At 47.4% G+C, this 25,324-nt stretch carries 23 protein-coding genes; 9 read left to right on the top strand and 14 right to left on the bottom strand.

The genetic code is table 11. The features are described from left to right. Window positions 1-283: 283 nt before the first annotated feature. The 3 genes from R7E51_RS00215 to budA are packed head-to-tail and all read right to left on the bottom strand — an operon-like array spanning window position 284 to window position 3,557. On the bottom strand, window positions 284-1,042 hold the full coding sequence (locus tag R7E51_RS00215) for an SDR family NAD(P)-dependent oxidoreductase (protein ID WP_005373277.1): 759 nt from the start codon (window positions 1,040-1,042) through the stop codon (window positions 284-286). Next, complete coding sequence (gene alsS / locus R7E51_RS00210) at window positions 1,039-2,742, bottom strand: acetolactate synthase AlsS (RefSeq protein ID WP_005373275.1); 1,704 nt, start codon at window positions 2,740-2,742, stop codon at window positions 1,039-1,041. The genes R7E51_RS00215 and alsS overlap by 4 nt, the downstream gene beginning before the upstream one ends. Before the next feature lie 29 nt (window positions 2,743-2,771). Further along, window positions 2,772-3,557, bottom strand: a complete 786-nt coding sequence (gene budA, locus R7E51_RS00205) for an acetolactate decarboxylase (protein ID WP_005373273.1) — start codon at window positions 3,555-3,557, stop codon at window positions 2,772-2,774. Window positions 3,558-3,654: 97 nt separating this feature from the next. Here budA and R7E51_RS00200 point away from each other — a divergent pair, with 97 nt between their 5' ends. Together R7E51_RS00200 and R7E51_RS00195 are read left to right on the top strand one after the other, a co-directional pair. Beyond that, complete coding sequence (locus R7E51_RS00200) at window positions 3,655-4,536, top strand: LysR family transcriptional regulator (RefSeq protein ID WP_005373271.1); 882 nt, start codon at window positions 3,655-3,657, stop codon at window positions 4,534-4,536. Window positions 4,537-4,714: 178 nt separating this feature from the next. Beyond that, the gene (locus R7E51_RS00195) at window positions 4,715-5,470 is read left to right on the top strand and encodes a PhzF family phenazine biosynthesis protein (RefSeq protein WP_005373270.1); all 756 of its coding nucleotides are present in this window, start codon (window positions 4,715-4,717) and stop codon (window positions 5,468-5,470) included. A 69-nt stretch (window positions 5,471-5,539) separates the two neighbouring features. Here R7E51_RS00195 and R7E51_RS00190 read toward each other — a convergent pair whose 3' ends face one another. The 3 genes from R7E51_RS00190 to R7E51_RS00180 are packed head-to-tail and all read right to left on the bottom strand — an operon-like array spanning window position 5,540 to window position 8,089. Further along, on the bottom strand, window positions 5,540-5,668 hold the full coding sequence (locus R7E51_RS00190; RefSeq protein ID WP_005373267.1) for a DUF2474 domain-containing protein: 129 nt from the start codon (window positions 5,666-5,668) through the stop codon (window positions 5,540-5,542). 20 nt (window positions 5,669-5,688) lie between these two features. After that, a complete protein-coding gene (cydB, locus tag R7E51_RS00185; protein WP_005373265.1) occupies window positions 5,689-6,696 on the bottom strand; it encodes a cytochrome d ubiquinol oxidase subunit II in 1,008 nt (335 codons plus the stop codon). A 28-nt stretch (window positions 6,697-6,724) separates the two neighbouring features. Further along, window positions 6,725-8,089, bottom strand: a complete 1,365-nt coding sequence (locus tag R7E51_RS00180) for a cytochrome ubiquinol oxidase subunit I (protein ID WP_005373264.1) — start codon at window positions 8,087-8,089, stop codon at window positions 6,725-6,727. A 154-nt stretch (window positions 8,090-8,243) separates the two neighbouring features. Here R7E51_RS00180 and R7E51_RS00175 point away from each other — a divergent pair, with 154 nt between their 5' ends. After that, a complete protein-coding gene (locus R7E51_RS00175) occupies window positions 8,244-9,659 on the top strand; it encodes an aminotransferase-like domain-containing protein (RefSeq protein WP_225491569.1) in 1,416 nt (471 codons plus the stop codon). A gap of 9 nt (window positions 9,660-9,668) precedes the next feature. On the opposite strand, the gene R7E51_RS00170 is transcribed toward R7E51_RS00175, so the two are convergent. Further along, on the bottom strand, window positions 9,669-10,217 hold the full coding sequence (locus R7E51_RS00170) for a sugar O-acetyltransferase (RefSeq protein WP_025767897.1): 549 nt from the start codon (window positions 10,215-10,217) through the stop codon (window positions 9,669-9,671). 337 nt (window positions 10,218-10,554) lie between these two features. On the opposite strand from R7E51_RS00170, the gene R7E51_RS00165 reads away from it, so the two are divergent. Then, the gene (locus R7E51_RS00165) at window positions 10,555-11,421 is read left to right on the top strand and encodes a mechanosensitive ion channel family protein (protein WP_005373258.1); all 867 of its coding nucleotides are present in this window, start codon (window positions 10,555-10,557) and stop codon (window positions 11,419-11,421) included. A 98-nt stretch (window positions 11,422-11,519) separates the two neighbouring features. On the opposite strand, the gene R7E51_RS00160 is transcribed toward R7E51_RS00165, so the two are convergent. The 7 genes from R7E51_RS00160 to R7E51_RS00130 all read right to left on the bottom strand — a co-directional run bounded on the left by R7E51_RS00160 (window position 11,520) and on the right by R7E51_RS00130 (window position 19,149). Next, the gene (locus tag R7E51_RS00160; protein WP_005373256.1) at window positions 11,520-11,840 is read right to left on the bottom strand and encodes a DUF1840 domain-containing protein; all 321 of its coding nucleotides are present in this window, start codon (window positions 11,838-11,840) and stop codon (window positions 11,520-11,522) included. Window positions 11,841-12,013: 173 nt separating this feature from the next. Continuing rightward, window positions 12,014-12,916: a hydroxymethylglutaryl-CoA lyase gene (locus tag R7E51_RS00155; RefSeq protein ID WP_005373253.1), complete on the bottom strand. Its 903-nt coding sequence runs from the start codon at window positions 12,914-12,916 to the stop codon at window positions 12,014-12,016. After that, window positions 12,897-14,945 carry an acetyl/propionyl/methylcrotonyl-CoA carboxylase subunit alpha gene (locus tag R7E51_RS00150; protein ID WP_005373251.1) on the bottom strand — a complete coding sequence of 683 codons (2,049 nt, stop codon included), beginning with the start codon at window positions 14,943-14,945 and terminating at the stop codon, window positions 12,897-12,899. The genes R7E51_RS00155 and R7E51_RS00150 overlap by 20 nt, the downstream gene beginning before the upstream one ends. Beyond that, entirely contained in the window at window positions 14,938-15,720 is a 783-nt protein-coding gene (locus R7E51_RS00145) for an enoyl-CoA hydratase-related protein (protein ID WP_005373249.1), read from the bottom strand. The genes R7E51_RS00150 and R7E51_RS00145 overlap by 8 nt, the downstream gene beginning before the upstream one ends. 104 nt (window positions 15,721-15,824) lie before the next feature. Next, entirely contained in the window at window positions 15,825-17,432 is a 1,608-nt protein-coding gene (locus R7E51_RS00140) for a carboxyl transferase domain-containing protein (protein ID WP_005373247.1), read from the bottom strand. A 115-nt stretch (window positions 17,433-17,547) separates the two neighbouring features. Beyond that, a complete protein-coding gene (locus tag R7E51_RS00135) occupies window positions 17,548-18,717 on the bottom strand; it encodes an isovaleryl-CoA dehydrogenase (RefSeq protein WP_005373245.1) in 1,170 nt (389 codons plus the stop codon). A 45-nt stretch (window positions 18,718-18,762) separates the two neighbouring features. Next, entirely contained in the window at window positions 18,763-19,149 is a 387-nt protein-coding gene (locus tag R7E51_RS00130; RefSeq protein ID WP_005373242.1) for a MerR family transcriptional regulator, read from the bottom strand. Window positions 19,150-19,358: 209 nt separating this feature from the next. On the opposite strand from R7E51_RS00130, the gene R7E51_RS00125 reads away from it, so the two are divergent. The 5 genes from R7E51_RS00125 (at window position 19,359) to R7E51_RS00105 (ending at window position 25,316) form a co-directional block, all read left to right on the top strand. Then, entirely contained in the window at window positions 19,359-20,537 is a 1,179-nt protein-coding gene (locus tag R7E51_RS00125) for a thiolase family protein (protein ID WP_005373232.1), read from the top strand. Between the two features lie 70 nt (window positions 20,538-20,607). Further along, window positions 20,608-22,101 (top strand): CoA-acylating methylmalonate-semialdehyde dehydrogenase, encoded by a 1,494-nt coding sequence (locus R7E51_RS00120; protein WP_005373229.1) that lies wholly within the window; start codon window positions 20,608-20,610, stop codon window positions 22,099-22,101. Window positions 22,102-22,194: 93 nt separating this feature from the next. Then, the gene (locus tag R7E51_RS00115; RefSeq protein WP_005373226.1) at window positions 22,195-23,349 is read left to right on the top strand and encodes an acyl-CoA dehydrogenase family protein; all 1,155 of its coding nucleotides are present in this window, start codon (window positions 22,195-22,197) and stop codon (window positions 23,347-23,349) included. A gap of 49 nt (window positions 23,350-23,398) precedes the next feature. Then, on the top strand, window positions 23,399-24,175 hold the full coding sequence (locus tag R7E51_RS00110; protein ID WP_005373224.1) for an enoyl-CoA hydratase: 777 nt from the start codon (window positions 23,399-23,401) through the stop codon (window positions 24,173-24,175). A 10-nt stretch (window positions 24,176-24,185) separates the two neighbouring features. Further along, complete coding sequence (locus tag R7E51_RS00105) at window positions 24,186-25,316, top strand: enoyl-CoA hydratase/isomerase family protein (protein WP_005373222.1); 1,131 nt, start codon at window positions 24,186-24,188, stop codon at window positions 25,314-25,316. Window positions 25,317-25,324 lie beyond the last annotated feature (8 nt).

Below are 25,324 nucleotides of genomic sequence, written 5' to 3'. Positions count from 1 at the left end.
ACTGAGACTTCTTTAGAAAGTATTCGCGGAAACTGTCTGGTTCTTTGTGAATCGCTGATACATAAGTCTTCACTCTATGCCTGATGGAATGCTCACATAGTTTGTCGGTTTGTGTGAAACATTAATTTCTCGTTGCTGGTTTAAGTTGTTGAGATATCTCTAACAGCGGTTGAGTGGTTGAGTTTATTGCTGGCATGGGTTGTGTGCTCAGAGCGTAAAGCGACAGATCAGCATCGATCCGAAAGGTAGTAGAACGTCTCTTACTGATCTGTCTATTTCATGCTTACACTATTTTAGGCTGACCATCTGATGCGGTGGCACCGCCGTCTACAGGTAGGTTTACGCCATTAATGAAAGATGCGTCATCACTTGCCAAGAAAGTCACGACAGACGCAATTTCTTCAGGTTCGGCTGCTCGGCCAAGCGCAATGCGCTCATTGAATTTATCGCGGATGTCCTGCGGCCAGCCGTTTGTCATGTTGGTTTTTACTAAACTTGGGCATACGGCGTTAATTCTTACCCCATCCGCACCATGGTCCAATGCCATCGCTCGGGTAAGGTTCACCACTGCGCCTTTACTCGCGCAATAGAATGCGGCACCCCAGTCACCACCCAAACCGGAAACGGACGCGGTATTTACCATACAACCTTTCGTTTTTAAGAGTTCAGGCAAAGCAAACTTCGCGCAATAAACAACACCATCAATGTTTACACCAGAGATCTTCTTCCAGTCTTCCACACTACCTTCAATCACGGAACCAGGGACATGTACGCCAGCATTGTTTACTAAAATATCCAGTTTACCGAAACGGGTAACAACATCAGAAATCAGTGCTGCGACTTTGTCTGGATCAGAAACATCAATGGAATGTGCCGACACACGCTGTTTATCAAAGCCCTCAACGGCGTTTGCCAACTGCTCTTCATTCCAATCGGCAAGAGCGACGTTTGCGCCTTCTTCATACAAACGTTTTGCGATGGCCAAACCAATGCCATTGGCAGAGCCAGTCACGAGTGCGACTTTATTTTTTAATCCTCTCATGCGATTTCTCCTTCGAAACTTACAAAAACGGGATCTTGATTTTTCTCTGTGCGCGGCAACATCAGTTTGTCGTTGTCGCTGTAATCTACGGGGATAGCCACCACTGCTGGTCCTTCAACATCCATGGCTTTATTCAATGTCGGTAGTAATTCGTGTTGACTAGTCACTGCGAAGCCTTTCGCGCCAAATGATTCGGCGTACGCCTTGAAATCAATTGGTCCAAATTTCACACCAGAGCAGCGCTGATATTTGTTGATCTCTTGCATTTCTACCATGTTGTAGGCGTTATCAACCCACACAATATGGACGATATTGCAGTTCAGTCTAACCGCGGTTTCTAACTCCATGCTCGATTGCATAAAACCGCCGTCTCCTGATATCGATACCACTTTGCTACCAGGTTTTAGTAGGCTGGCACCAATGGCCCATGGCAGTGCAACGCCCATCGTTTGTTGGCCGTTAGACACCAGCATTTGGCGAGCTCGAAAACAGCTTAAGTAACGAGCGATCCAGATGTGGAAGCTCCCCATATCAAGGCATAGCGTGGTATCTGGTGTGATGATAGATTGCATGGCTTTAATTAGCGCCAGTGGATGAAACCCTTGCTTGTTATAGACATTGGGATAGGTCTTGATCACTTGCCGTTGCAGTGCTACCTCTTCCAGTACTGAAAGTGCCGTTGGGGAAAGGCGAGCATATTCAGAGATATAGCTGCCCATTTTGTCTAATGACTGCGCAATGTTTCCGACGATTTCAACACAAGGTTGATAATTAAGTTGGTATTCTGCTGGTTCAATATCGAGGTGAATCACTGGGTTGCGGTGGCTGTTCCAAAGCTCAGGGTCATACTCTATTGGGCTAAAGCCGATGGTGAGAATTAAATCGGCGTCCCGCAGTAAAACATCGCCAGGTTGGTTATTAAACAAACCGACACGCCCAGCAAAGTGATGATAGTAATTGATGTCTACCGTGCCGGCGGCCTGGTAAGTGCCGACAACGGGTAGCTGCGTATTTTGAAGAAATCGGGCGATAGCAGCAGCGTTTTGACTGCGGCTCGCGTGAAGGCCAAGTAAAACCACACAGCGCTTTGCTTTACTGATTCGACTGACCGCTTCTTCGATTGCTGCGATGTCTGCGCAACCAGGCTGTGTGTAAGGCGAGGGGACAATAATGTCCGTTTGGGTTTGCTCGGATAAAACATCTTGGGGGAGACTCAAAAAGCAAGCCCCAGGACGACCTGACTCTGCGATACGAAACGCGTTCGCCATGATCTCGCTTGCGGCGTCCACATGCTGCACTTCAGCACTGAACTTGGTTATAGAGCGAAAAATACTGACGGTATCCATGCTCTGGTGTGTTTGTTTTTGCTGGTCAGTTCGTTTCACTGCACCACCGATAGCAATCAGCGGATCGCCTTCGGAGTTTGCTGTTGCCACCCCCGTAACTAGATTTCCACAGCCTGGACCTGACGTAACCATGGTGACGCCTGCTTTGCCGGTTAGTCTTCCCATAACGCCCGCCATAAATGCGCCGTTAGCCTCGTGGCGTACCGGAATCATTTGGATGTTAGTGTCTTCAATCGCATCGAACAGTCGATCGATTTTTGCACCGGGAATACCGAATATGTACTTAATGCCGAGAGACTCTAGCTGTTGAGCGATCAACTGAGCTCCATTCTTATTTGAAGATTTGGATTGCATTTGTTGTCCTTATTATTTGCCTGACTTTGTTACTTTTCCGCCTTTTCTATAGCGGTATTTATATCTTCCGGAGCCAAATTGGCGTTGAGAAAGTCTGTCGATACCGGGGTATCAATCACTAGCCGCGAGACTTTGCCAATCTGGAGGAACCCTGACGAAATGCTGTAATCCTGAATATGACCACCTCCTTGGCGGTCATCAGTAATAAAGTGTTCGTGATAGCCGGGCACATTGATGCCAGTCGTATATTTAGGACTGCGAAAGCCGGCGACCACGCCTTGCTTATGCGTGAAGCGGAATGTTGGTTGCTCTTTGACCACTTCAAGCATTGGTCGATAAGGGCGTGTTTGTTTAGGTACGGTACGAGTACGAACTGAATCGAAAACGCCATCAATGCGCACTGCGCAAAATAGGTTATCGCTTGGAACCATGTCGTCTATGAGGCTATGGACTTCATGACGTGACATGCGCGATGTTAGTGGCAGCTCGATATCAGGCTTAAAAAAAGTCATGACAGCAAAGGGCGTTTTTTGCGCCAGGTCTGCCGGGTTTGCGGAGCCATCCGACTTGAGTTGAAAAACTTCCTTATCAAACGCAATCAACTCACCATCCAATTCATTGAACGTACCTAAACCAAAATCCCCATGTTTTAGCAGTTCTTCTATGGTTGTCGAGCCTTCGTAAACACCAGCGATCAAAGCACTCATTAACGAAGTCTGATAAATCTCACCATCTCCGGTAACGTGATGGTATTCAGAAAATTCTTTCGCTACTTCAAGCGAACAAGCACATAGAGGGTTATAAAATCCACGCATGAGTAAGACCAGTTATGCAATGAAGAGTATATTTAGATTGACTTCTACACGGTGCTAAATCCAATATAAAAAAGATTTATTTTGATATGGAAAATATATGGAATTTCGCTACCTGAAGTATTTTGTCGCGGTCGCCGAGACTCGTCACTTTACCCGAGCAGCTGAACAGCTAGGGATTGCGCAACCTCCTTTAAGTCAACAAATCAAAAAGTTAGAGCACGAGCTTGGCGTAGACCTATTTAAGCGCTTGTCTAGAGGAGTAGAGCTGACCCATGCAGGGCAAGTCTTTTATACGGATGCGGTAAATATTCTTGCTGATGTGGAACGCGCTAAAGCAAAAGCTCGACAGATTGCCCGTGGTGAAAATACGCAGGTTAAAATCGCGTTCGCAACGTCAACATCAACTTGCATTAAGGTATTAGAGAGGGTGGGGCGAATTCAAGAGAATGGGGTTCACTTCCAGACGGCGGAACTGTCAATGCCAGAGCTTGCCACTCAGTTAAAAAGCAAACAACTTGATCTCGCAATCATGCGGCTACCCTGTTACGCCAGTGAGCCTTTTGAGCACAAGGTGTTGTTTAACGACCCGTTTGTCGCGGTGATTCCGGCGGGGCACGAACTGGCAAAATATCCCTGTATCCAGATGAAACAGTTGAGAGGCCATAAAATTTTACTGTTTCCACGAGAGACTGGACCCGCACTGTTTGATGGCATGAGTACACTTTTTGCCGACGCAGGAGTAAGGCTCGAACCACAGTTCGCAGCACCGCAACTTCGTACGACGATTGCCATGGCGCAGGCTGGGTTAGGTATTGCTCTCGTTCCGCGCTCACTGGCTGAACATCTCGATGATTCCGCGACAGTCGCCGAGATTGATGATATCCCCCTAACCAGTCGTGTTGTCGTTGCTTGGGAGGCATCTAATCTCAATAAACAAGCGCTAAAAGTAGCCATGCACATCGGTCATGTTGAGGCTTAAAGCTTTGTCATATAACCTGTCGATTGTACCCAACGAACAAAACTTACTGAAGATTGCGACTCTGTTGTCGTATATATTACCTACATCAAGTTGACTTGATAGCTGAACTCTCGTTTTTATCGAGATGATAATGACGAGGACCTTGATTTAATGCATGGTTAAACCGCAAGGGTGATGGATGATTAAAGCACAAATATATGATGTATTTTGTGATGAGTTAGCTCAAGGTAACCCATGTGGCGTTGTCGAACTAAATCACTGGCTGAGTGATTCTGAATTACTTCAAATCACTCATCAGGTCGCTCAACCTGTCACATCATTTGTGGTTCGGTCTGGCACTGACTACCACATTCGCTGGTTTAGCCTAGAAGGAGAGATCAACCTATGCGGACACGGAAGTTTGGGCGCAGGCGCTGCAATCATTTCCAACTATCATCAGAATGAGATCATTCTAAAAAGCCAGTATGGCCATATTACCGTTACTGAACTTGATGGAATGTACAGGATCGTGATGCCAAGTTGGCAAGCCAAGCCTCATGCCATCCCCTTGGATATTTCAGGTTTTTCCAATCGCCCCGTAGATGCTTTTACAACGCGTGATTTGGTTGTTGTTCTCGAGTCCGAAGATGATGTTGTTCTCTATCAACCTAACTTTGATGAGCTGATTAAAATTGATGAGTTTCATGCGGTCATCGTGACGGCTCAAAGTTCTGATAGTGGCTATGTGCTGCGTTACTTTGCACCTAAAATCGGTATTTCAGAAGATCTTGCCACAGGTTCGGCTCAGTGCTCATTGGCGCCTTATTGGTTTGAAAAGCTAGGCAAAGAAAAATTGACGGCTCGTCAGCTATCTCGTGCTGGTGGTTATTTTGAAGTGGCTCGCGGTTTAGAATCTACGATCGTATTGTCTGCACACGTGAAAAGTCGGACTTGAATGCAAACGCCTCTAGCTCTTACACAAGATCTAGAGGCATCCATTTTTTATTGACTTAAAAGTGCCGAGCTAAGATTTTAACCCGGCAGCGGTCATCATGACGCGAAATAACATAGACACTAACCCTAATGCAGCGACGCTAACGACCCAAATTCCAACCATCCAAGCCCATTGGCGGCACCAATTTTTGATTTTCATACTCACTCCTTATCAACTCGTTAATGGTACGCTTCGCCTTCTTTTACTTTTCCGGAGAAGACGTAGTAACTCCAAAAGGTGTAAGCCAGAATGATCGGGATGATGATCACTGCTCCAACGAGCATAAAGCGCTGACTGCTTGCAGGAGCCGCTGCTTCCCATATTGATATGCTAGGAGGAATGATATTTGGCCAGATACTGATGCCAAGCCCAGCGAACCCGAGAATCACGATCACCAATGCCATCACGAAAGGGCTGCGCTCTTTACGCTTTTTAACGGAGTCGGCAATCTTCAAACATACCAGCCCAGTAATGACAGGTACGGGCAGTAAGTAGAACAAATTAGGCAGAGAAAACCATCTTTCCGCAATGGCAGGGTAAGCAAGTGGAGTCCAAGCGCTCACAATGACTAATGCGGAGATCATTGCCAGTAGTGTTTTGTTAGTGAAGCGGTACATCGTGTTTTGCAGTTCACCTTCCGTCTTCATGATGAGCCATGTGCTACCAAGCAGCGCGTACGTTGCGACTAAACCCAAACCACAAAAGATGGGAAAAGGGCTGAGCCAGTCGAGTTGGCTACCTACGAAGACGCGGTTTTCCACCGCAAAGCCTTGAATTACCGCGCCAACAACGATGCCTTGGAAAAACGTGGTTAAAATCGAGCCGACCATAAAAGAGCGATCCCAGAACTTTAAGTGGCTTTCCAATGCTTTAAAGCGAAACTCAAACGCGACGCCACGAAAGATCAAAGCAATCAACATCAACGTTAAAGGGATGGTTAGCGCTTCAATAATCACAGCGTAAGCCATCGGAAAAGCGCCAAATAGAGATGCGCCTCCAAGTACAATCCAAGTTTCGTTACCGTCCCAAACAGGTGCGACACTGTTGACCATGACGTCTTTTTGCTTTTCATCCTTGATGAAGGGCATCAGTACTCCAATACCCAAATCGAAGCCGTCCATGATGATGTACATCAAAGTGGCAAAAACGATGATCGCGAACCAAATCACGGATAAATCAAAATGCATATTTTCTACCTTCACTTTGTGACAAATTCTAAATGCGACCTGAAACGGTCGTCATGTCGTGCTCATCGTGTTCGATTGCATCGGGGCCTTTCTTGATTTGGTGGATCATGTAGTAATAACCAAAACCAAATACCAAGCTGTATACAACAAGGAAACACAGCAGGCTGATGCTCATTTGTAGGTCTCCGTGTGCAGAAACCGCATCACGCGTTTTTTGTACGCCATACACGACCCAAGGTTGCCGACCAACCTCTGTCGTAAACCAGCCAGCGAGTATTGCGATAAGACCAGATGGCCCCATAAACAATGAAAACTTGAGGAACCAACGCGAAGTATAAAGCGTGTTCTTTTTTCGTAACCATATGCTGTAGAAGCTCTGAAAAATCATCAGAAGTCCTAGCCCGACCATGATTCGAAATGACCAAAAGACGATAGGTGAGTTCGGTCGTTCCTCTTTCGGGAAGTCTTTCAGCGCCGGGATTGGCTCAGTTAAACTGTGGCGTAGGATCAAACTTCCTAAAACAGGAATTTCTAAGGCATAGTCTGTGCGTTCTTGTTCCATGTTTGGCATGCCGAACAATATCAATGGGGTTGGTTTGCCATCGCTGTTATCCCAATGTCCTTCGATGGCAGCGATTTTGGCGGGCTGGTGTTCCAGAGTGTTTAGCCCGTGCACATCGCCAATCACGGCTTGGAGTGGCGCAAGGAACACTAAGATCCCGAGCGACATCGAAAACATGGTTTTTACCGCAGTCGATTGATTGCCTCTCAATAAATGCCAAGCGGCTGACGCGCCTACAAAGAGTGCTGAACTGACGAAAGCCGCGACGCTCATGTGCGCCAAACGATAAGGAAATGAAGGATTGAAAACGATAGCAAACCAGTCGGTTGGCACCACACGTCCGTCGACAATTTCATAGCCTTGTGGCGTTTGCATCCAACTGTTGGAGGCGAGAATCCAGAACGTCGAAATGATCGTTCCTAACGCCACCATCGAGGTTGCAAAAAAGTGCAGCTTTTCGCCGACGCGACGCCACCCAAACAGCATTACGCCAAGAAATCCGGCTTCGAGAAAGAAAGCCGTTAACACTTCATAAGTCAGTAATGGGCCTGTGATAGAACCAGCGAAGTCGGAGAAACCACTCCAGTTGGTGCCGAATTGATAGGCCATGACAAGACCAGATACAACACCCATTCCAAAGTTAACCGCAAAAATTTTCGACCAGAAGTGATAGAGCTTTTGGTAATCGGGATTACGTGTTTTTAGCCATAAGCCTTCCAGCACGGCGAGATAGGTGGCCAAACCTATGGTGATAGCGGGGAAAATAATATGAAAGGATACCGTAAAGGCGAACTGTATCCGTGCAAGCATAAATGCGTCGAGGCCAAACATTAAACTTCCTTTGATCTTTTAAGTTTTATGAGAGAGCTATTTTAAAAGGAGCGGAATGAGGGAAGTAGGTACAGACAGTGACTATAAACCTATAACAGATTAAATATTGAAGTGTTATTATTTTGAATTCGGCTTTATGGAAGGGGATTTGCGTTTGGCGAAGTATCAAGAGTTAGTGGAACAGCTTAAAAGGCAGATAAAATCGGGGATATGGCATCCGGGTGACAAGCTGCCTTCGCTGCGTCGCCAATCTGAACACTCGGGTTTGAGCTTGATGACGGTGTTGCACGCGTATCAAATTCTGGAATCTCAAGGCTGGGTCACGTCACAGCCGCGATCTGGTTATCGAGTCGCGCCCAATATTAAGAGCTCAAATGAACCCCAAGCGCCAGCCGCGGTTTCGTGGACTGAGCAGGTAGACATCAATGAGTTTATCTTTGATGTTCTGCAGGCGAGTAAAAATCCATCCATGATCAATTTTGGCTTTGCCTATCCAGACCCAAGTTTGTACCCACGATATCACGTGAATCGGGCGATGAGCGCAGCCGCTCGCAATATGCCGATTTCCACCACCTTTGATAACTTACCGCCGGGAAACGAGCAATTACGCACCATCATCGCGAAGCGTTATGCTGCGAAAGGCATTGAAATTTCACCCGATGAAATTGTCATTACGGCAGGCGCGCTGGAGGCGTTAACGCTCAGTTTGCAAGCCTGCACAAGACCGGGAGATTGGGTGGTTGTGGAGTCGCCTGCATTTTATGGTGCATTGCAATCCTTAGAGCGGTTAGGTTTGAAAGCGCTCTCAGTAAGAACAGACCCAGTCACGGGCATTGACCTAGACTCATTGGAACGAGCGCTGCAAACACACGATGTGAAAGCATGTTGGCTGATGTCGAACTTCCAAAATCCTCTGGGTTTTACGCTCACCAACGAGAAAAAACAAAAGCTGATTGAGCTGACACAGCGATATAACGTGCCAGTGATTGAAGATGATGTGTACAGCGAACTGCATGCCGAGAATGACTCGGTTTACCCACTAAGAATGTTTGATGACACGGGCAATACCATGTTGTGCTCCTCGTTTTCAAAATCGTTAATCGCAGGGCTACGTATTGGTTGGGTTGCGGCGGGAAAGCGGGCGCTAGAGGTACAAAAGTTACAGTTAATGAGTACATTAGCGACGAGTGCACCAGTGCAAATGACATTGGTGCACTATTTAACAAGCCGCAATTATGAATCTCATTTGAAGCAGTTACGGAAAAAGCTGTTTGAACGTAAAAGTAAGATGACGGTTCTGCTTAGTGAGCTGTTACCTGAAGCAGTCAAAGTGTTAAGCCAAAGCGGTGGGTACTTTATTTGGTTAGAGCTTCCCAAGCATATTGATGCCTTGCAGATATATCGAGAAGCGCTAAAAGGTAATATCAGCATCGCACCGGGAAAGATGTTCAGCCTGACAGAACAATACGATCACTGTATTCGTCTTAACGCTTCTTTTGAGCTCAATGACAGATATGTTCATGCTCTCAATCTGCTCGCTAATATTATTCGCGAGCATTTGGCGAAATAGCGACTTTCTTCAGTTTTTTGGTTTAATGGAGCGCGCCGGATTTCCAACAACTCGATCGCCCGGCGCAACGTCTTTGGTTACGACAGAGCCAGCGCCGACGACGGCCTCATCGCCAATGGTCACGCCCGGCAGTATGATTGCGCCCCCACCAATCCAAACGTTATTGCCAATTGTTACCGGTTTGGCGATCTCATCTCCGGCTAAGCGTCTTTGTGTATCGAGTGAATGAGCGGCTGTGTAAATTTGCACTCTAGGCCCAATCATGACGTTCGCGCCAACCTCAACCTGCCCATTGTCCAGAATAATGGCATCCCAGTTGATGTAGGTGTTTTCTCCGATGGACAAGTGACAACCGTAGGTAAGTTGTAGCGGTGGCTCTATACAGGCGCTGTTTTTTAATTGGACGCCCATTTCCGCCAATAGTTGTCTACGGATATCTGGGTTTGGCTCGTGGTTAAACTGGAAGACAAGCTGCGCAGTTTTGGCGCGCATTAGCTTTAGTTCTTCATCCAGACAATTATAGGTTTCTCCAGAGCGCATCCGAGTCAGTTCTGACATAACAATCATTCCATCAATATAAATTGCAATAAGGTGCATAATAATAAGTGAGAGTGATTCGAAGTGAAAATTTGACGCTTAAAAATCAGAAAGTTATCACTGATTTGCCTTGCGTATCCAGTTGGTTGATTGGCTCGTTTAGTTCACAAAGACGTGCTCCCTAAATGGCTTAATCGGTTGAAGCCAAAGTGGGAAACCACTCGAAGCGTTTTACGTAGATTACAATATAGTTAATAAGAAGAACTTAGTTGAGCCGCTTGCGCTATCGATTGACCTAAAAATTTAAGACTTATGCGCTCTGGCTTGCTGGCAACGATGAATCAAGAGTGAACACTTTATGTTCGAACGGGTCATTTCATTTTTAGAAACAACGCTGTTTACCTTTAACGAACAACCTATCACGTTATGGGCGATATTGATGGTGCCGACATGGGTGATTGTCGCTTTATGGTTATCAAAAATTTTGATCAAAACCGTTACGTCAAGAATGTCCTCATCGGGGAAAGACCCAAACGTGATTCATTTGGTTAAACGGATATTATTTGTCATCGCTCTCGCCATTATTTTTATGACCACACTTTCGATGATCAATGTGCCAATTACCGCGTTTGCCTTTCTGTCTGGTGCCATCGCTATCGGCTTCGGTTTTGGTGCGCAAAACATCATTAACAACTTCATAAGTGGCTGGATTTTGATTGGTGAAAAGCCAATTCGAATTGGGGACTTTTTAGAGGTTGAGGGCGCCAAAGGCACTGTCGAGCAAATAAATACACGTTCAACGAGAATCAGACGAACCGATGGTGTTCATATGCTCATACCCAACAGTCAGTTGATTGAGAACGTGGTGATCAACTGGACGTTATGCGACAGATTAGTTCGTGGCTCGGTCGTCGTCGGCGTCGCGTATGGGAGCGATGTCAAACAGGTTGCTGCCTTAATGGCGGAAGTGACTTCGCAGCAAGCGCAAGTTCTGAGTTCGCCAGCGCCAGATGTGTTTTTTCAAGACTTTGGTGACAATGCTTTGATCTTCGAATCTTATTTTTGGATTAACTCAACGGTTGAGGGCGGTATTCGCTCGGTCGCAAGTGCCATGCGTTTTGAAATCTACGAAGCTTTCGAAAAGCACGGCATTGAAATCGCGTTTCCACAACGAGATGTGCACATTGATGGGCAAATCAAGTTGTCTAGGGAGAGAAACGGATAGGGCGATAAGCGGTATTGGTGTTCTTATCTTGGTGTCGAGTAACCATAGCGAGGCGGTCACAACACGGATTCACCTCGCTAGAAACCAGTTTGAAGGCGTTATTGGTTGTCCCACATGACTTCGCATTCTTCTTTGATTGCTGATTTTAGCAACTCAATCAGTGGAAACGCTCTGCGTCCTAGGCTTACCGCGGGCTCTGCTTGTTCTTCCTCTTCGTCTACATCAGTAGGGAGGTTTTCTTCAGCTGCATTTTTCGCAGATAGAGCAGAAGTTAATCTTGATAACGCGTCAGGAACATCTTGAGCGGAAATTGATCCCGGCACCGTGCCGCTGTGACCCATCATTTTGAGCATATCTAATGCAATATCACCAAACATTGTGACGTTTGAGTGGCTTCGACAACGAAATGTTATGAGCATTTACCTGATCCTGTTTTATATGTTCGCTTTGAAACTAAATTGTAGCTGAAATCAGGCACTAATTAATGTGATGAAGACCGTTGAGCGTTAAGGTTTTTATGAGTAACAATAAAAAACGGGCACGTACGTCTGCATGCCCGTTTAAATACATTACCTGATTGGTTGTTGATGATTTACAAGCTATACGGATCGCCCAGAGCTAATGCGACCCTAGAAGCAGGAGACTTTCCTAACGCACGGCAAATTTGCCAACCCGCTTCATTGATGACGCCAAGGTCAACGCCTGTTTCAATCCCAAGTTGCTCACACAGATAAAGTACATCTTCCGTTGCAACATTGCCACTGGCTCCTTTCGCGTAAGGGCAGCCGCCGAGCCCCGCTACTGCGCTATCAATGGTGTTGATGCCCATTAACAAGGCTTGGTAGATATTGGCTAATGCTTGTCCATAAGTGTCATGAAAATGTACTGCGAGCGCGTCTTTTGGCAGTAGCGTTAACAACGAATCCAGCATGGCGATAACGCGATTAGGCGTTGCTTTACCGACAGTATCACCGAGCGAAATCTCATAACATCCCATATCAAACAACGTATTGGCGACCTTGGTAGTTTGCTCTGGCTTTATTACTCCCTCATATGGACACACCATGGTACAAGACAAGTACCCGCGTACAGGAATGTTGTGCTGGTTCGCCAATTCGATAACGGGTTCAAATCGAGCGAGACTTTCGGTAATGCTGCAGTTGATGTTCTTCTGGCTGAACGTTTCTGAAGCGGAGCCAAACACCGCAATTCGCTTTACACCGCTTTCCAGCGCACGTTCTAACCCTGCGAGATTTGGTGTGAGCGCGCTATAAACCACTTCAGGCTTTTTTGAGATACCAGCAAACACCTGATCGGAATCGGCCATTTGAGGCACCCACCTTGGAGAGACGAAAGATCCCGCCTCAATATGCTTTAAGCCACTGCTGCTTAGTTGGTTAATCAAACGGATTTTATCAACCAGCGTCACTGACGTTTCATTTTGCAGACCATCACGAGCGCCGACTTCGACGATATTAACCTTCGCTGGTAGCATATTCGCGCTCCTTATCTTCACTGACGTTATCCGATATCAAAGCCAAATTCAGCAGGATGGAACCGTGCTGTACTTGGTCCCCGTGCTGATAAAACAATTCGTCGACTTTTGCTGCTACCGGAGCCGTGATGGTGTATTCCATTTTCATTGCTTCGAGTACCAAAAGCGGATCGCCCGCCGCCACTTCGTCACCTTTAGCCACCATAACTGCTGAAATTATGCCGTTGAGTGGTGCGGTTGGACTTAGTTCATCATCTACATCTTTTGCAGAGTCAAAGTTAGGTTGATGAGCGAACGTGCGCTGCTGACCAAGATAAAATAGTGTTGTTCTTTGTTCATCGCTAAGTGCATTAAAGGTGTAACGCACATTATCAATATCGACGATAAACTGGTTGTCACTTTCAAGCAGGATGACCTGATGCAGATCCTCGCCGCATCGGACAGTGAAGTGAGATCCTGTATCTTGCGATGATTGTTGCAAACGTGCCTGATGGTTGGCATTGGCATCCGTGAAGTTAAATCGGTAAACGTTGTCAACTGACAGTCTAAAACCTCGTTTGGTTGGCGCGGGTAACGTTGAGCTGTCTGATTTTGAAATGAGATCATTCCAACGAGCAACCGCCGCCAATGTAAGCCAGATTGAATCCGAGACGTCTTGCTGCTCATTTATGCCTTGTTGATGTCTTACGAGGAAACCTGTATCGAGCTCAATCTCGGCAAAGGCTGGCTGCGAAATAATACTGTGCAGATAACCAATGTTTGTCGTTACGCCACGTACGTGATATTGAGTTAACGCCTGCTTAATCTGCTTTAGAGCGATATCACGAGTTTGCCCCCAGACGATCAGCTTGCTGATCATTGGATCGTAATATTCGCTGATGCTATCGCCTTGGGTAACACCACTATCAACGCGTACGCACGCTAGGCGCACACTACTGTCTGATACGGGTTCTTTTAAGTAATCAATGCGGCCAGTCGACGGCATAAAGTCATTGTCTGTATCTTCTGCGTAAATTCGCAGCTCAATTGAATGACCGTTGTGGGTGATTTCCGATTGCGAAATAGGTAAATGCTCGCCAGCTGCGACTTTGAATTGCCACTCCACCAAATCAACGCCGGTGATCAATTCAGTGACAGGGTGTTCAACTTGCAGACGGGTATTCATCTCCATGAAGTAGAATTGACCTCGGCTATCGAGTAAGAACTCCACCGTGCCAGCGCCAACATAGTCGATCGCTTGAGCGGCCTGAACCGCAGCTTCACCCATTTGTTTACGCAGTTCATCACTAAGACCGGGAGCTGGTGCTTCTTCGACTACTTTTTGGTGACGACGCTGAATGGAACAATCGCGATCAGAAAGATAGACACAGTTGCCACGCTGGTCTGCGAATACCTGAACTTCCACGTGGCGAGGCTGCAATATGCATTTTTCGATTAGAAGCTGCTTATCGCCAAAGCTTGAAAGTGCTTCACGCTGCGCTCCGTCGATAGCCAGCGGCATTTCGGCTGCGCTGTTGACCACTCGCATGCCTTTGCCGCCGCCACCTTGTGTTGCTTTAAGCATCACTGGGTAACCGATTTTTTCAGCTTCCGCTAATAAGTGCTCTACGCTGTTGTCTGTGCCGTGATAGCCGGGAACCAAGGGCACGTTCGCCTCAGACATGATGGCTTTGGCTTGCGACTTCGAACCCATTGCTTCAATTGCGCTGGTGGGAGGGCCAATAAAAACAATGCCATTTTCGCTGCACGCTTTCGCCAGTTTAGGGTTCTCGGAAAGAAAACCATACCCAGGGTGGATAGCATCGGCTTGCCATTTTTTCGCAGCGCCGATAATTGCATCGATATCGAGATACGATTCACTCGCAGGAGCGGGGCCAATGAATTCAGCGAAATCCGCTTGTTTAACATGTAAGCTGCTGCGATCCGCTTCGGAATAGACGGCAACCGTCTCTATAGCCATGCTTTTTGCGGTTTTAATGATTCGGCAGGCAATTTCACCGCGGTTTGCGATCAGTATTCTTTTAAACATGATTCCTCCAATTGGCGGCGCGCTTTTCAAAAAATGCACTCAGTCCTTCTTGTCCTTCTTCGGACACGCGGGCGGTTGCAATAGCTTGGCTGGTGTATTCAATTAATGAATGCTCGATAGGTTGATTGTCACAACGTAAGCAGAGCGTTTTTGCTGCCTGCATGGCTTGTGGACCGTTGTTAAGCAGGTGATCAATGGTGCGATTGACGGCTTCACGTGGTTGAGAGTCTATCTGATGAAGAATACTCATCGATAGTGCGGTTTCGGCATCAATCAGTTCCGCGGTTAAAAAGTAGCGTCGGCTTTGTCGTTGTCCAATCGCTCGAATGACGTAGGGTCCGATTGTCGCGGGTAACAAACCGAGTTTCACTTCACTCAAACAGAAGCGGCTTTCAGGTGTACCGATAGCGATATCGCAGCAGCAGATAAGCCCAAGTGCGCCGCCAAATGCAGCGCCATGCACCATAGCAATGGTTGGTTTGCTAAAGGTATCCAGTTTGTGCAAGAGCAACGCTAACTGCTGTGCATCTTGCAGATTTTCCCCCTCGGTTTTGGTGGCCATTGACTGCATCCAGCCAAGATCCGCACCCGCAGAAAAGTGTTTACCTTGCGCCGTTAGTACCAATGCACGTAGAGAGTTGTCTCTCTCAAGTTTTTCCAAGGTGTCGATAAGTGAAGCAATTAATTCATCATTAAACGCGTTGTGTTTCTCTGGTCGATTGAGGCTCAACCAAGCAACGCCATTGCTGTCTTTTTCAAGCAGTAGTCCGGTCATGTGACTTCCTTTGTCTGACATTTCAGTCTGTATTTCAATGCTCGCTAACCATTACTTTTTAAACATCGGTATTCGCGAGGAGTTAAGGTTTGCCTTGCATCCGGCTACATGCGGAAGATGCCAAATTTACTGTCTGGTATTGGCGCATTAAGCGCAGCAGACAGAGCAATGCCGACAACATCACGGGTTTTCGCAGGGTCAATAATGCCGTCGTCCCACAGGCGTGCACTGGCGTAGTATGCATGGCTTTGAGTCTGATATTGCTCCGCAATTGGACGTTTGAACGCTTCTTCTTCCTCTACGCTCCAGCTTTCACCTTTGCGAGTTTTGATATCGCGGGTCACTTGCGCCATCACGCCAGCCGCTTGCTCTCCACCCATGACGGAGATGCGCGCGTTTGGCCACATCCACATCATGGTTGGATCATAAGCGCGGCCACACATGCCGTAGTTTCCTGCGCCATACGATCCACCAATAACCACGGTAAACTTCGGCACGTCTGCACACGCAACAGCAGTTACCATTTTCGCACCATGTTTGGCGATGCCTTCGGCTTCGTACTTCTGACCGACCATAAAGCCCGTGATGTTCTGCAAGAAGAGCAGAGGAATTTTGCGTTGTGCGCACAGCTCAATAAAATGCGCGCCTTTTTGTGCTGATTCCGAAAATAGAATGCCGTTGTTAGCGACAATGCCAATCGGCATACCGTGAATATGGGCAAAGCCACAGACCAAGGTTTCGCCGAACAAGGCTTTAAATTCATCGAACTGGGAATCATCAACAATTCGGGCAATGACCTCTTTAACATCAAACGGCTTTTTGAGATCGGTCCCGACGATGCCGTACAGCTCTTGGGCAGGAAAATGTGGTTCCTGTGGTGCTTTTTGCTTGAGTTGAACGGGTTTCAAGTGGTTAATTTGAGAAACGGCTTGTCTTGCCAACTCTAACGCGTGGTGATCATTTTCTGCGTAATAGTCCGCCACACCAGAGGTGCGACAATGAACGTCTGCGCCACCAAGATCTTCCGCACTGACTTCTTCACCTGTCGCTGCTTTTACAAGAGGTGGACCTGCCAAAAAAATCGTGCCTTGTTCTTTGACTATGATGGATACGTCGCACATGGCAGGGACATAAGCGCCGCCAGCGGTACATAGCCCCATGACCACCGCAATTTGTGGAATGCCTTTGGCCGACATACGGGCTTGGTTGTAGAAAATACGGCCAAAATGGTCTTTATCTGGGAAGACTTCATCTTGGCGGGGGAGGTTAGCACCGCCAGAGTCGACTAAGTAAACACACGGCAGTTGGCATTTTTCTGCAATTTCTTGTGCTCTTAAGTGCTTTTTCACGGTGAGTGGGTAGTAACTGCCGCCTTTTACCGTCACGTCGTTCGCGACGATCATGCACTCAGTGCCGTCAATCACACCCACACCTGCAACCACTCCAGCACATGGAACGTAATCTGGATACACATCCCAGCCAGCAAATTGACCAATTTCTAGAAAGGACGAACCAGGGTCGAGTAGGGCAAGAATGCGCTCACGTACCGGAAGTTTGCCTTTCTTCTGCTGATGCTCGCGGGCTTTCTCACCGCCACCATCTTCTATTTGGGCAGTCACGGTATAAAGTTGATCTACAAGTGAAGCCATAGAGCGGTAGTTTTCCTGATACTGCTCTGAATGGGTATTAATATTGGTCGTCAAACAAGCCATAAATAGCCGATCTCCATTCGGTAGACGGGTGTCACCACCCGTCTTTATTTAGGTTGAATAAGATTTAGATTGAATAAGGAAGTTGTTTCGAGTTCGAACCGCCTAGGTATGATGATTAGGCGCTTTCGTTAAACAATTCGCGACCAATAAGCATGCGGCGAATTTCTGACGTGCCCGCACCGATTTCATACAGCTTGGCATCTCGCAACAAACGGCCCGTATCAAACTCGTTGATGTAGCCGTTACCGCCAAGTAGTTGAATCGCATCCAGTGCCATCTTGGTTGCCAGCTCTGCGCTGTAGAGGATCGCGCCAGCAGAATCTTTACGTGTGGTTTCACCGCGATCACAAGCGGCAGCGACGGCGTAAACATACGCTTTAGCGGCATTCATTTGTGTGTACATATCCGCGATTTTTGCTTGAACTAGCTGGAATTCACCGATGGATTTACCGAACTGTTTACGGTCGTGAATGTAAGGCACAACGATATCCATACACGCCTGCATGATGCCAAGTGGGCCGCCTGCAAGCACCACACGTTCGTAGTCGAGGCCGCTCATCAATACTTTCACGCCTTGGTTTTCTTCGCCGAGAATATTCTCCGCAGGGACCTCGCAGTTTTGGAAGACCAGCTCACACGTATTCGAGCCGCGCATGCCCAACTTGTCGAGTTTTTGTGCTTGAGTAAATCCAGGGAATCCGCGTTCCACAATAAACGCCGTGATGCCTTTGGAGTGCTGGCTTGGGTCGGTTTTTGCGTAGACAACATAGGTGTGTGCATCAGGGCCGTTGGTGATCCACATTTTGTTGCCATTTAATAGGAAAATATCGCCTTTACGTTCGGCTTTAAGCTGCATAGAGACCACATCAGAGCCGGCGCCGGGTTCACTCATAGCAAGGGCGCCGATATGTTCACCGGAGATGAGCTTAGGTAGGTATTTCTCTTTTTGCGCTTGTGTGCCGTTACGGTGGATTTGGTTGACGCAAAGGTTGGAGTGAGCGCCGTAACTTAACGCAACCGAAGCGGATGCTCGGCTTATTTCTTCCATAGCGATAACGTGGGCGAGATAGCCCATGCCTGCACCACCAAACTCTTCGCTGGTGGTCACACCTAAAAGACCCATGTCACCTAATTTGGACCAAAGATGGTTTGGAAAGTCGTTAGTTTGGTCGATAGATTGCGCTAGCGGCGCAATTTCTCTTGCAGCAAAACTATTGATTTGCTCGCGAAGCAAATCGGTATTTTCGTCATAAACAAAGTTCAGGGAAGAGTAGGTAGATTTCATTGCGTGTCCTTGCCTTTACGTCACCTACATCCCAGAGTTGAGGTGTTAGGTGACTTTTTCGCCTTTCATGGATCTCAGTGTGTTTTGGCATCGCAACTGCGCAGCATTTAACTCCATCATTACCGCTTGAATGTCGTTTGCTTGCTGTTGCAATGCTGCCTTCTTCTCTTCGATCAACCGAATCATATAGTTCAACTGCTCAGTACTTTGATCGGTATCGTAGAGTTCAAATAACTCTTTGATATCTGCAAGAGAAAAGCCCAATCGCTTACCTCGCAAAATCAGTTTTAGTCTAATTCGATCGCGACCATTGTAGATTCGAGTGTTGCCTTTACGTTCTGGAGTTAGGAGACCTAAATCTTCGTAGAAGCGAATGCTTCGAGTAGTAATGTCGAACTCTTTCGCGAGCTCGCTGATCTTAAATGTGTTCATTCCTTAACCTTACGACTTTCGTATAACATTCACATGAATATACAATTCGTTAACGTTAAAGTAAACAAACAACATCCACTCTTGAGCCTTGATATCACTCGCATTTACTCGAAATCAAAGAATCACTCGAACAAACAATAACCTCAAACTTGACGTTAACGTAAATGTTAGTATAGTTATGACGTAAACGTCAACAAAAGGTTAATGGAATGAAAAATGAAACATGGATTGTTGCCGCTAAGCGAACGCCTATCGGCTCTTTTCAAGGTGCATTAGCTTCAACAGATGTCACGGAACTCGGTGCGAAAGCCATTCAAGGGGCGCTAGCCGAAAGCCAACTCGATGTGCACAAAATAGACGAAGTGTTGATGGGATGCGTTTTAACCGCCGGTGTGGGGCAAGCGCCTGCAAGACAAGCAAGTCTTAAAGCTGAAATGCCACAATCGATTGGTTGTACGACACTGAACAAAGTTTGTGGTTCGGGTATGAAAACCGTCATGCTGGCATATGACCTTATTCAATCTGGCAATGCGCATGCTGTCATCGCTGGTGGCATGGAAAACATGTCGTCTTCTCCTTATCTATTAAAGAAAGCGCGTGATGGTTTCCGTTTAGGTCACGAGCAAGTGCTTGATCACATGTTTTATGACGGGTTGCAGGATGCCTACCAAGGCGAGCTGATGGGTGTCTTTGCAGAACAGACGGCGCAAAAGTATCAGTTTAGCCGTGAAAGTATGGATGCCTGGGCGCAGCAGTCGGTGACTCGTGCGCAGCAAGCAATCGAACAAGGTTTGTTCAAAGAAGAGATCGTGCCTGTTAACGTAAAAAGTCGGCGCGGCGAAACCTTGGTTGTAGATGATGAGCAACCGAGCAAACTCGACGTCACTAAAATTCCTACCTTACGCCCTGCGTTTGCCAAAGATGGCGGCGTAACCGCAGCAAACTCTAGTTCCATTTCGGATGGTGCGTCGGCAATGATCTTAGTCGATAGTGAGTTTGGTCGTCAGGAAAACCTTCAGCCTCTAGCCAAAATTGTCGCGTACAGCACGCATGCAAGACAGCCTGATGAGTTCACCATCGCACCAGTCTTCGCGATTGAATCGCTGCTGGAAAAAACGGGCTGGGACAAATCAGACGTGGAACTTTGGGAAATCAATGAAGCTTTTGCTGTCGTGACTCAATACGCGGTGAAAGCTCTCGAACTGGACGAGAGCAAAGTGAACCCTCGCGGAGGGGCTTGTGCGCTGGGGCATCCAATAGGCGCAAGTGGCAATCGAATCCTTGTCACTTTGATTCATGCGCTAAAACAAACTGGTGGTAAGCGTGGCGTTGCATCGCTTTGTATTGGCGGCGGCGAAGCTACCGCTATCGCGATTGAAATCTGCTAAATCACTCTCAACAAAGTTTCACTTACATAACAGTAGTCAGTAACAAGCTGAAAAATACAAGGATGTCATCATGACAGAACAAGTAAAGCAGTATATCGGTGGTGAATTTGCCATCTCCGATTCAAAACAATGGCTAGATGTAACTAACCCGGCAACCAACGAAGTGATTGCACAAGTACCTTGTGCCACGGAATCGGAAATGAATGCGGCGATTACCAGCGCAACAGAAACGTTCAAACGCTGGAAAGAAGTTGCAGCGCCGGAGCGTGCTAGATTGATGTTGCGTTACCAACATCTGCTAAAAGAGCAACACGATGAGTTGGCGATACTGCTTTCAAGTGAGACAGGCAAAACCCTCGCGGATGCAAAGGGTGACATTTGGCGCGGAATTGAAGTGGTAGAGCAAGCTGCAAACATTTGTAGCTCAATGATGGGCGAAACGGTTGAGAACGTCGCGACCAATATTGATGGTTACTCTTACATTCAACCGCTCGGCGTTTGTGCTGGCATTACACCGTTTAACTTCCCTGCGATGATCCCATTGTGGATGTTCCCGATGGCGATCGCTTGTGGCAACACCTTTATTTTGAAGCCGTCAGAGCAAGTGCCACTAACGGCAATGAAACTGGCGGAGCTGTTTGAACAAGCTGGCGCACCAAAAGGCGTATTGCAAGTTGTTCACGGGACCAAAGAGCAAGTCGACCGCATTCTGACTGATCCAGTTGTTCGTGCGATCTCTTTTGTTGGCTCTGTGCCCGTTGGTGAGTACATCTACAAAACAGGTACAGACAACCTGAAACGCGTGCAGTCATTTGCAGGTGCTAAGAACCACATGGTCATCATGCCGGATGCAAACAAACAGCAAGTCATCAATAACCTAGTTGGCGCGTCAGTTGGTGCTGCAGGCCAACGCTGTATGGCGATTTCGGTTGCCGTATTTGTCGGCGAAACCAAAGAATGGATTCCAGAGCTTAAAGAGGCGTTAGCTCAGGTTCAGCCTGGCGCGTGGGATGATGAAACCGCCGGTTATGGTCCACTGATTAGCCCTCAAGCGAAGCAGCGAGTGGTGAATCTGATTAATGAAGGCAAAGCGTCAGGCGCGAATTGTGTTCTGGACGGGACAGATTGCCAAGTACCTGGCTTCCCGAACGGTAACTGGGTGGGGCCAACACTGTTTACCAACGTGACCACAGACATGTCGATTTATCAGGAAGAAATTTTCGGGCCTGTACTGTTAACTATGGAAGTGGATGACCTAGATGAAGCGATTGAACTGATCAATGCAAACCGCTTTGGTAATGGTACGTCTATTTTCACGGCGAACGGCGCTGCCGCGAGAAAGTATCAACACAATATCGAAGTAGGTAACGTAGGCATCAACGTACCGATTCCGGTGCCATTGCCGTTCTTCTCGTTTACTGGGTGGAAAGGCAGCTTCTACGGCGACCTGCATGCTTACGGTAAACAAGCGGTTCGCTTCTACACCGAGACGAAAACTGTCACCGCGCGTTGGTTTGAAGATGACATTCCAAGCGGTCCAAACATGACCATTCAACTTAGCTAATTACTGGATTAGCGACACCTCTAGCCAAGCGCCACCGTTTAAGTGGGCTTGGCTCGGATACAAATGCAACGAATTAGACCTTAGGACTTCAAGATGGATTTTGAATTAAACGAAGATCAACTCGCGTTTGCCGAAGTAGCAAAGCAGTTTGCAGACCAAATGTTAGCGCCTCATGCGGCCGAGTGGGATGAAAACCATCATTTCCCTAAAGACGTACTGCGTCAAGCAGGTGAACTTGGTTTTCTGAGCATCTATACGCCGCCAGAGCATGGTGGCTTAGGGTTATCTCGTTTGGATGCGGCGATCATTTTCGAGCAGTTGGCTATGGGTTGTACCGCGACTACTGCGTTTATGACCATTCACAACATGGCGACGTGGATGATCACCAGCTTTGCCAAAGCCGAAGTGGCGCAGCAATTTAGCGCGGATCTAATTTCGGGTGAAAAGCTCGCTTCCTACTGTTTAACCGAACCTAATGCCGGCTCTGACGCCGCTTCTCTAACGACTAGCGCAGTGCGTGATGGCGATGAGTTTGTCCTCAATGGCGCAAAAGTGTTTATCTCGGGTGCCGGTGATACAGATGTATTGGTCGTGATGGCGCGTTCGTGTGGTGAAGGAGCGGGTGGCGTTTCTGCATTCGTTGTTCCTGCTGATTGCGAAGGCATTAGCTACGGTAAAAAAGAAGCCAAAATGGGTTGGAACTGCCAGCCAACTCGCATGATTACCTTCGAAAATGTCCGCATTCCGGCTGACTATCTGTTGGGTGAAGAGGGAGAAGGCTTTAAGTTCGCCATGCTTGGCCTTGATGGTGGTCGAATCAATATCGCTACTTGTTCCGTCGGTACTGCGCAACAAGCACTGAACGAAGCCAAGCAATATATGAACGAACGCAAACAGTTCGGCCGTTCACTGGCGCAATTTCAAGCGTTGCAGTTCAAGCTTGCTGATATGGCGACTGAGCTGGTCGCTGCGCGTCAAATGGTGCGACTCGCTGCCGCTAAACTCGATGCCCAGCACGCAGAAAAAAGTGCGTACTGTGCCATGGCAAAACGCTTTGCTACTGATGTGGGCTTTAAAGTCTGCGATCAGGCGCTGCAAATTCACGGTGGCTATGGCTACATAAAAGAATATCCAGTCGAGCGCCATTTCCGAGACGTTCGTGTTCACCAAATTCTTGAAGGTACCAACGAAATCATGCGTCTGATCGTCGCAAGACGATTACTAACGGAAGGCGTTGAGCTGCTTTAGTCAGCGAGACACAGCCTTACCTAAAGAAATTAAAAAGGACTGAAAGATTATGACGGCACAAATCAAATTAGAGCGCGAAGCGCATATTGCCAAGCTCACGATTAGTAACCCGCCAGCAAACACCTGGACGCTTGAATCTTTGAATCAGCTAAAAGAGTTGGCAATTGAACTTAGTAATGATCGCTCTATTTATGCGTTGGTTTTAACAGGCGAAGGCGAGAAATTCTTTTCTGCTGGAGCAGATCTTAATAACTTTGCATCGGGTGATAAATCACAAGCAGCAAACATGGCGTTCGCATTTGGTGAAGCGTTTGAAGCGCTTTCTGCATTCGATGGGGTTTCTATCGCAGCGATTAATGGTTACGCGATGGGCGGCGGTCTGGAAGTGGCGATGGCGTGTGACATTCGCATCGCAGAAGAACAAGTACAAATGGCACTTCCTGAAGCATCGGTAGGCTTGTTGCCGTGTGCGGGCGGGACGCAAAACCTGACCGCGTTGGTAGGTGAAGGTTGGGCGAAGCGTATGATCCTGTGTGGCGAGCGTGTGACGGCCGAGCGAGCGGAAAAAATTGGGTTAGTCGAAGAGGTGGTGGCGAAAGGTCAAGCACTCGAAGCGGCTATGGAGCTAGCACAGCGTGTTGCAGGTCAATCACCGAAATCTGTGTCTGCGTGCAAAACGCTAATTCAAGGTCGACGCAGCCAAACTCACGCAGCTGGATTGGTTTTAGAGCGTGAACTGTTTTTACAGCTGTTCAATACACACGATCAGACTGAGGGTGTGAATGCGTTCTTGCAAAAGCGCAAGCCACAATGGACAAACAGCTAGCGGAGGCCAAATGACAGGTACAGTAAATGTTTCAAAACTTAAGTGCGCTGATGGCTCTATTATTGGTGTGCTAGAGCTTGATAATCCAGCTGCTCTCAACGCGTTGAGTTACGTGATGATTGAGAAGTTGTACAAACAGCTTAGTGAATGGCAAACGGACGACAGCGTCGTCGCGGTATTCTTGCATGCTCAAGGTGAAAAAGCGTTTTGTGCTGGCGGAGATATTCAAGCGATCTATCGTGCACTTGAAAACAAAGAGCAAGATTTTGATTCTGCGTTTTCAGCGATGGAAACCTTCTTTGACCTCGAATATCGCTGTGATCATCTTATTCATACTTATCCAAAACCGATCATCGCGTGGGGACATGGTTATTTGATGGGCGGCGGTGTGGGCTTATTTATGGGTGCCAGCCATCGCGTTGCAGAAACGACCACACGCTTTGCAATGCCAGAGATTAAAATTGGCCTTTACCCAGATGTAGGTGCGACGTACTTCCTAAACCAGTTGCCAAAACATTTGGCACTGTTCTTAAGTTTGACTGCTTGTCAAATTAACGCAACAGATATGAAAGCGTTGGGGTTAAGCCAATGGATTGCACAGCCAGAAAACAAGCAAGTGCTGCTGGATCTGCTTGCATCGGTAAGTTGGAAAGGTGAAGCGAACATCAACGAAAAAATCGCCACTACGCTGCGTTCGGTACACGTGGACGAGCCAACCGAAGGGATGTTGATGCCCTATGCGGAATTGATTGAGCAGTTATGTTCGGGTGACTTAGCGTCAATTGTTGATGCAATCAGCCGTGCTAGCGTTGATAACAAGTGGTTCGTCAATGCGCAGAAGTCACTGAACTATGGCAGTCCGTTGTCGCTCAGTATCACTTATCAGCAGTTAACGCAGTATCAAAGCCTCTCTTTGAAAGCGTGTTTTGATATGGAATTTAACCTAACACTACGTTGTGGCTTAGAAGGTGATTTTAGAGAAGGGGTTCGTGCGCTGATTATTGATAAAACCAATCAACCGACTTGGCAACATCGCACGGTTTCTGACGTAACGCCACAAGTTTTGGAGCGCTTCTTCTCGCCAATTGACTCAGCAGAATACCCACTGACCGCATCGTCGGTAGCTATAGCGGCACTTTAGTACAAGGA

Origin of the sequence: Vibrio sp. Vb1166, assembly GCF_033338695.1 — a bacterium.
GTDB lineage: Bacteria > Pseudomonadota > Gammaproteobacteria > Enterobacterales > Vibrionaceae > Vibrio > Vibrio alginolyticus.
The sequence above is the reverse complement of the archived record's forward strand: the minus strand, read 5'-3'. Positions and strand labels throughout refer to the sequence as shown.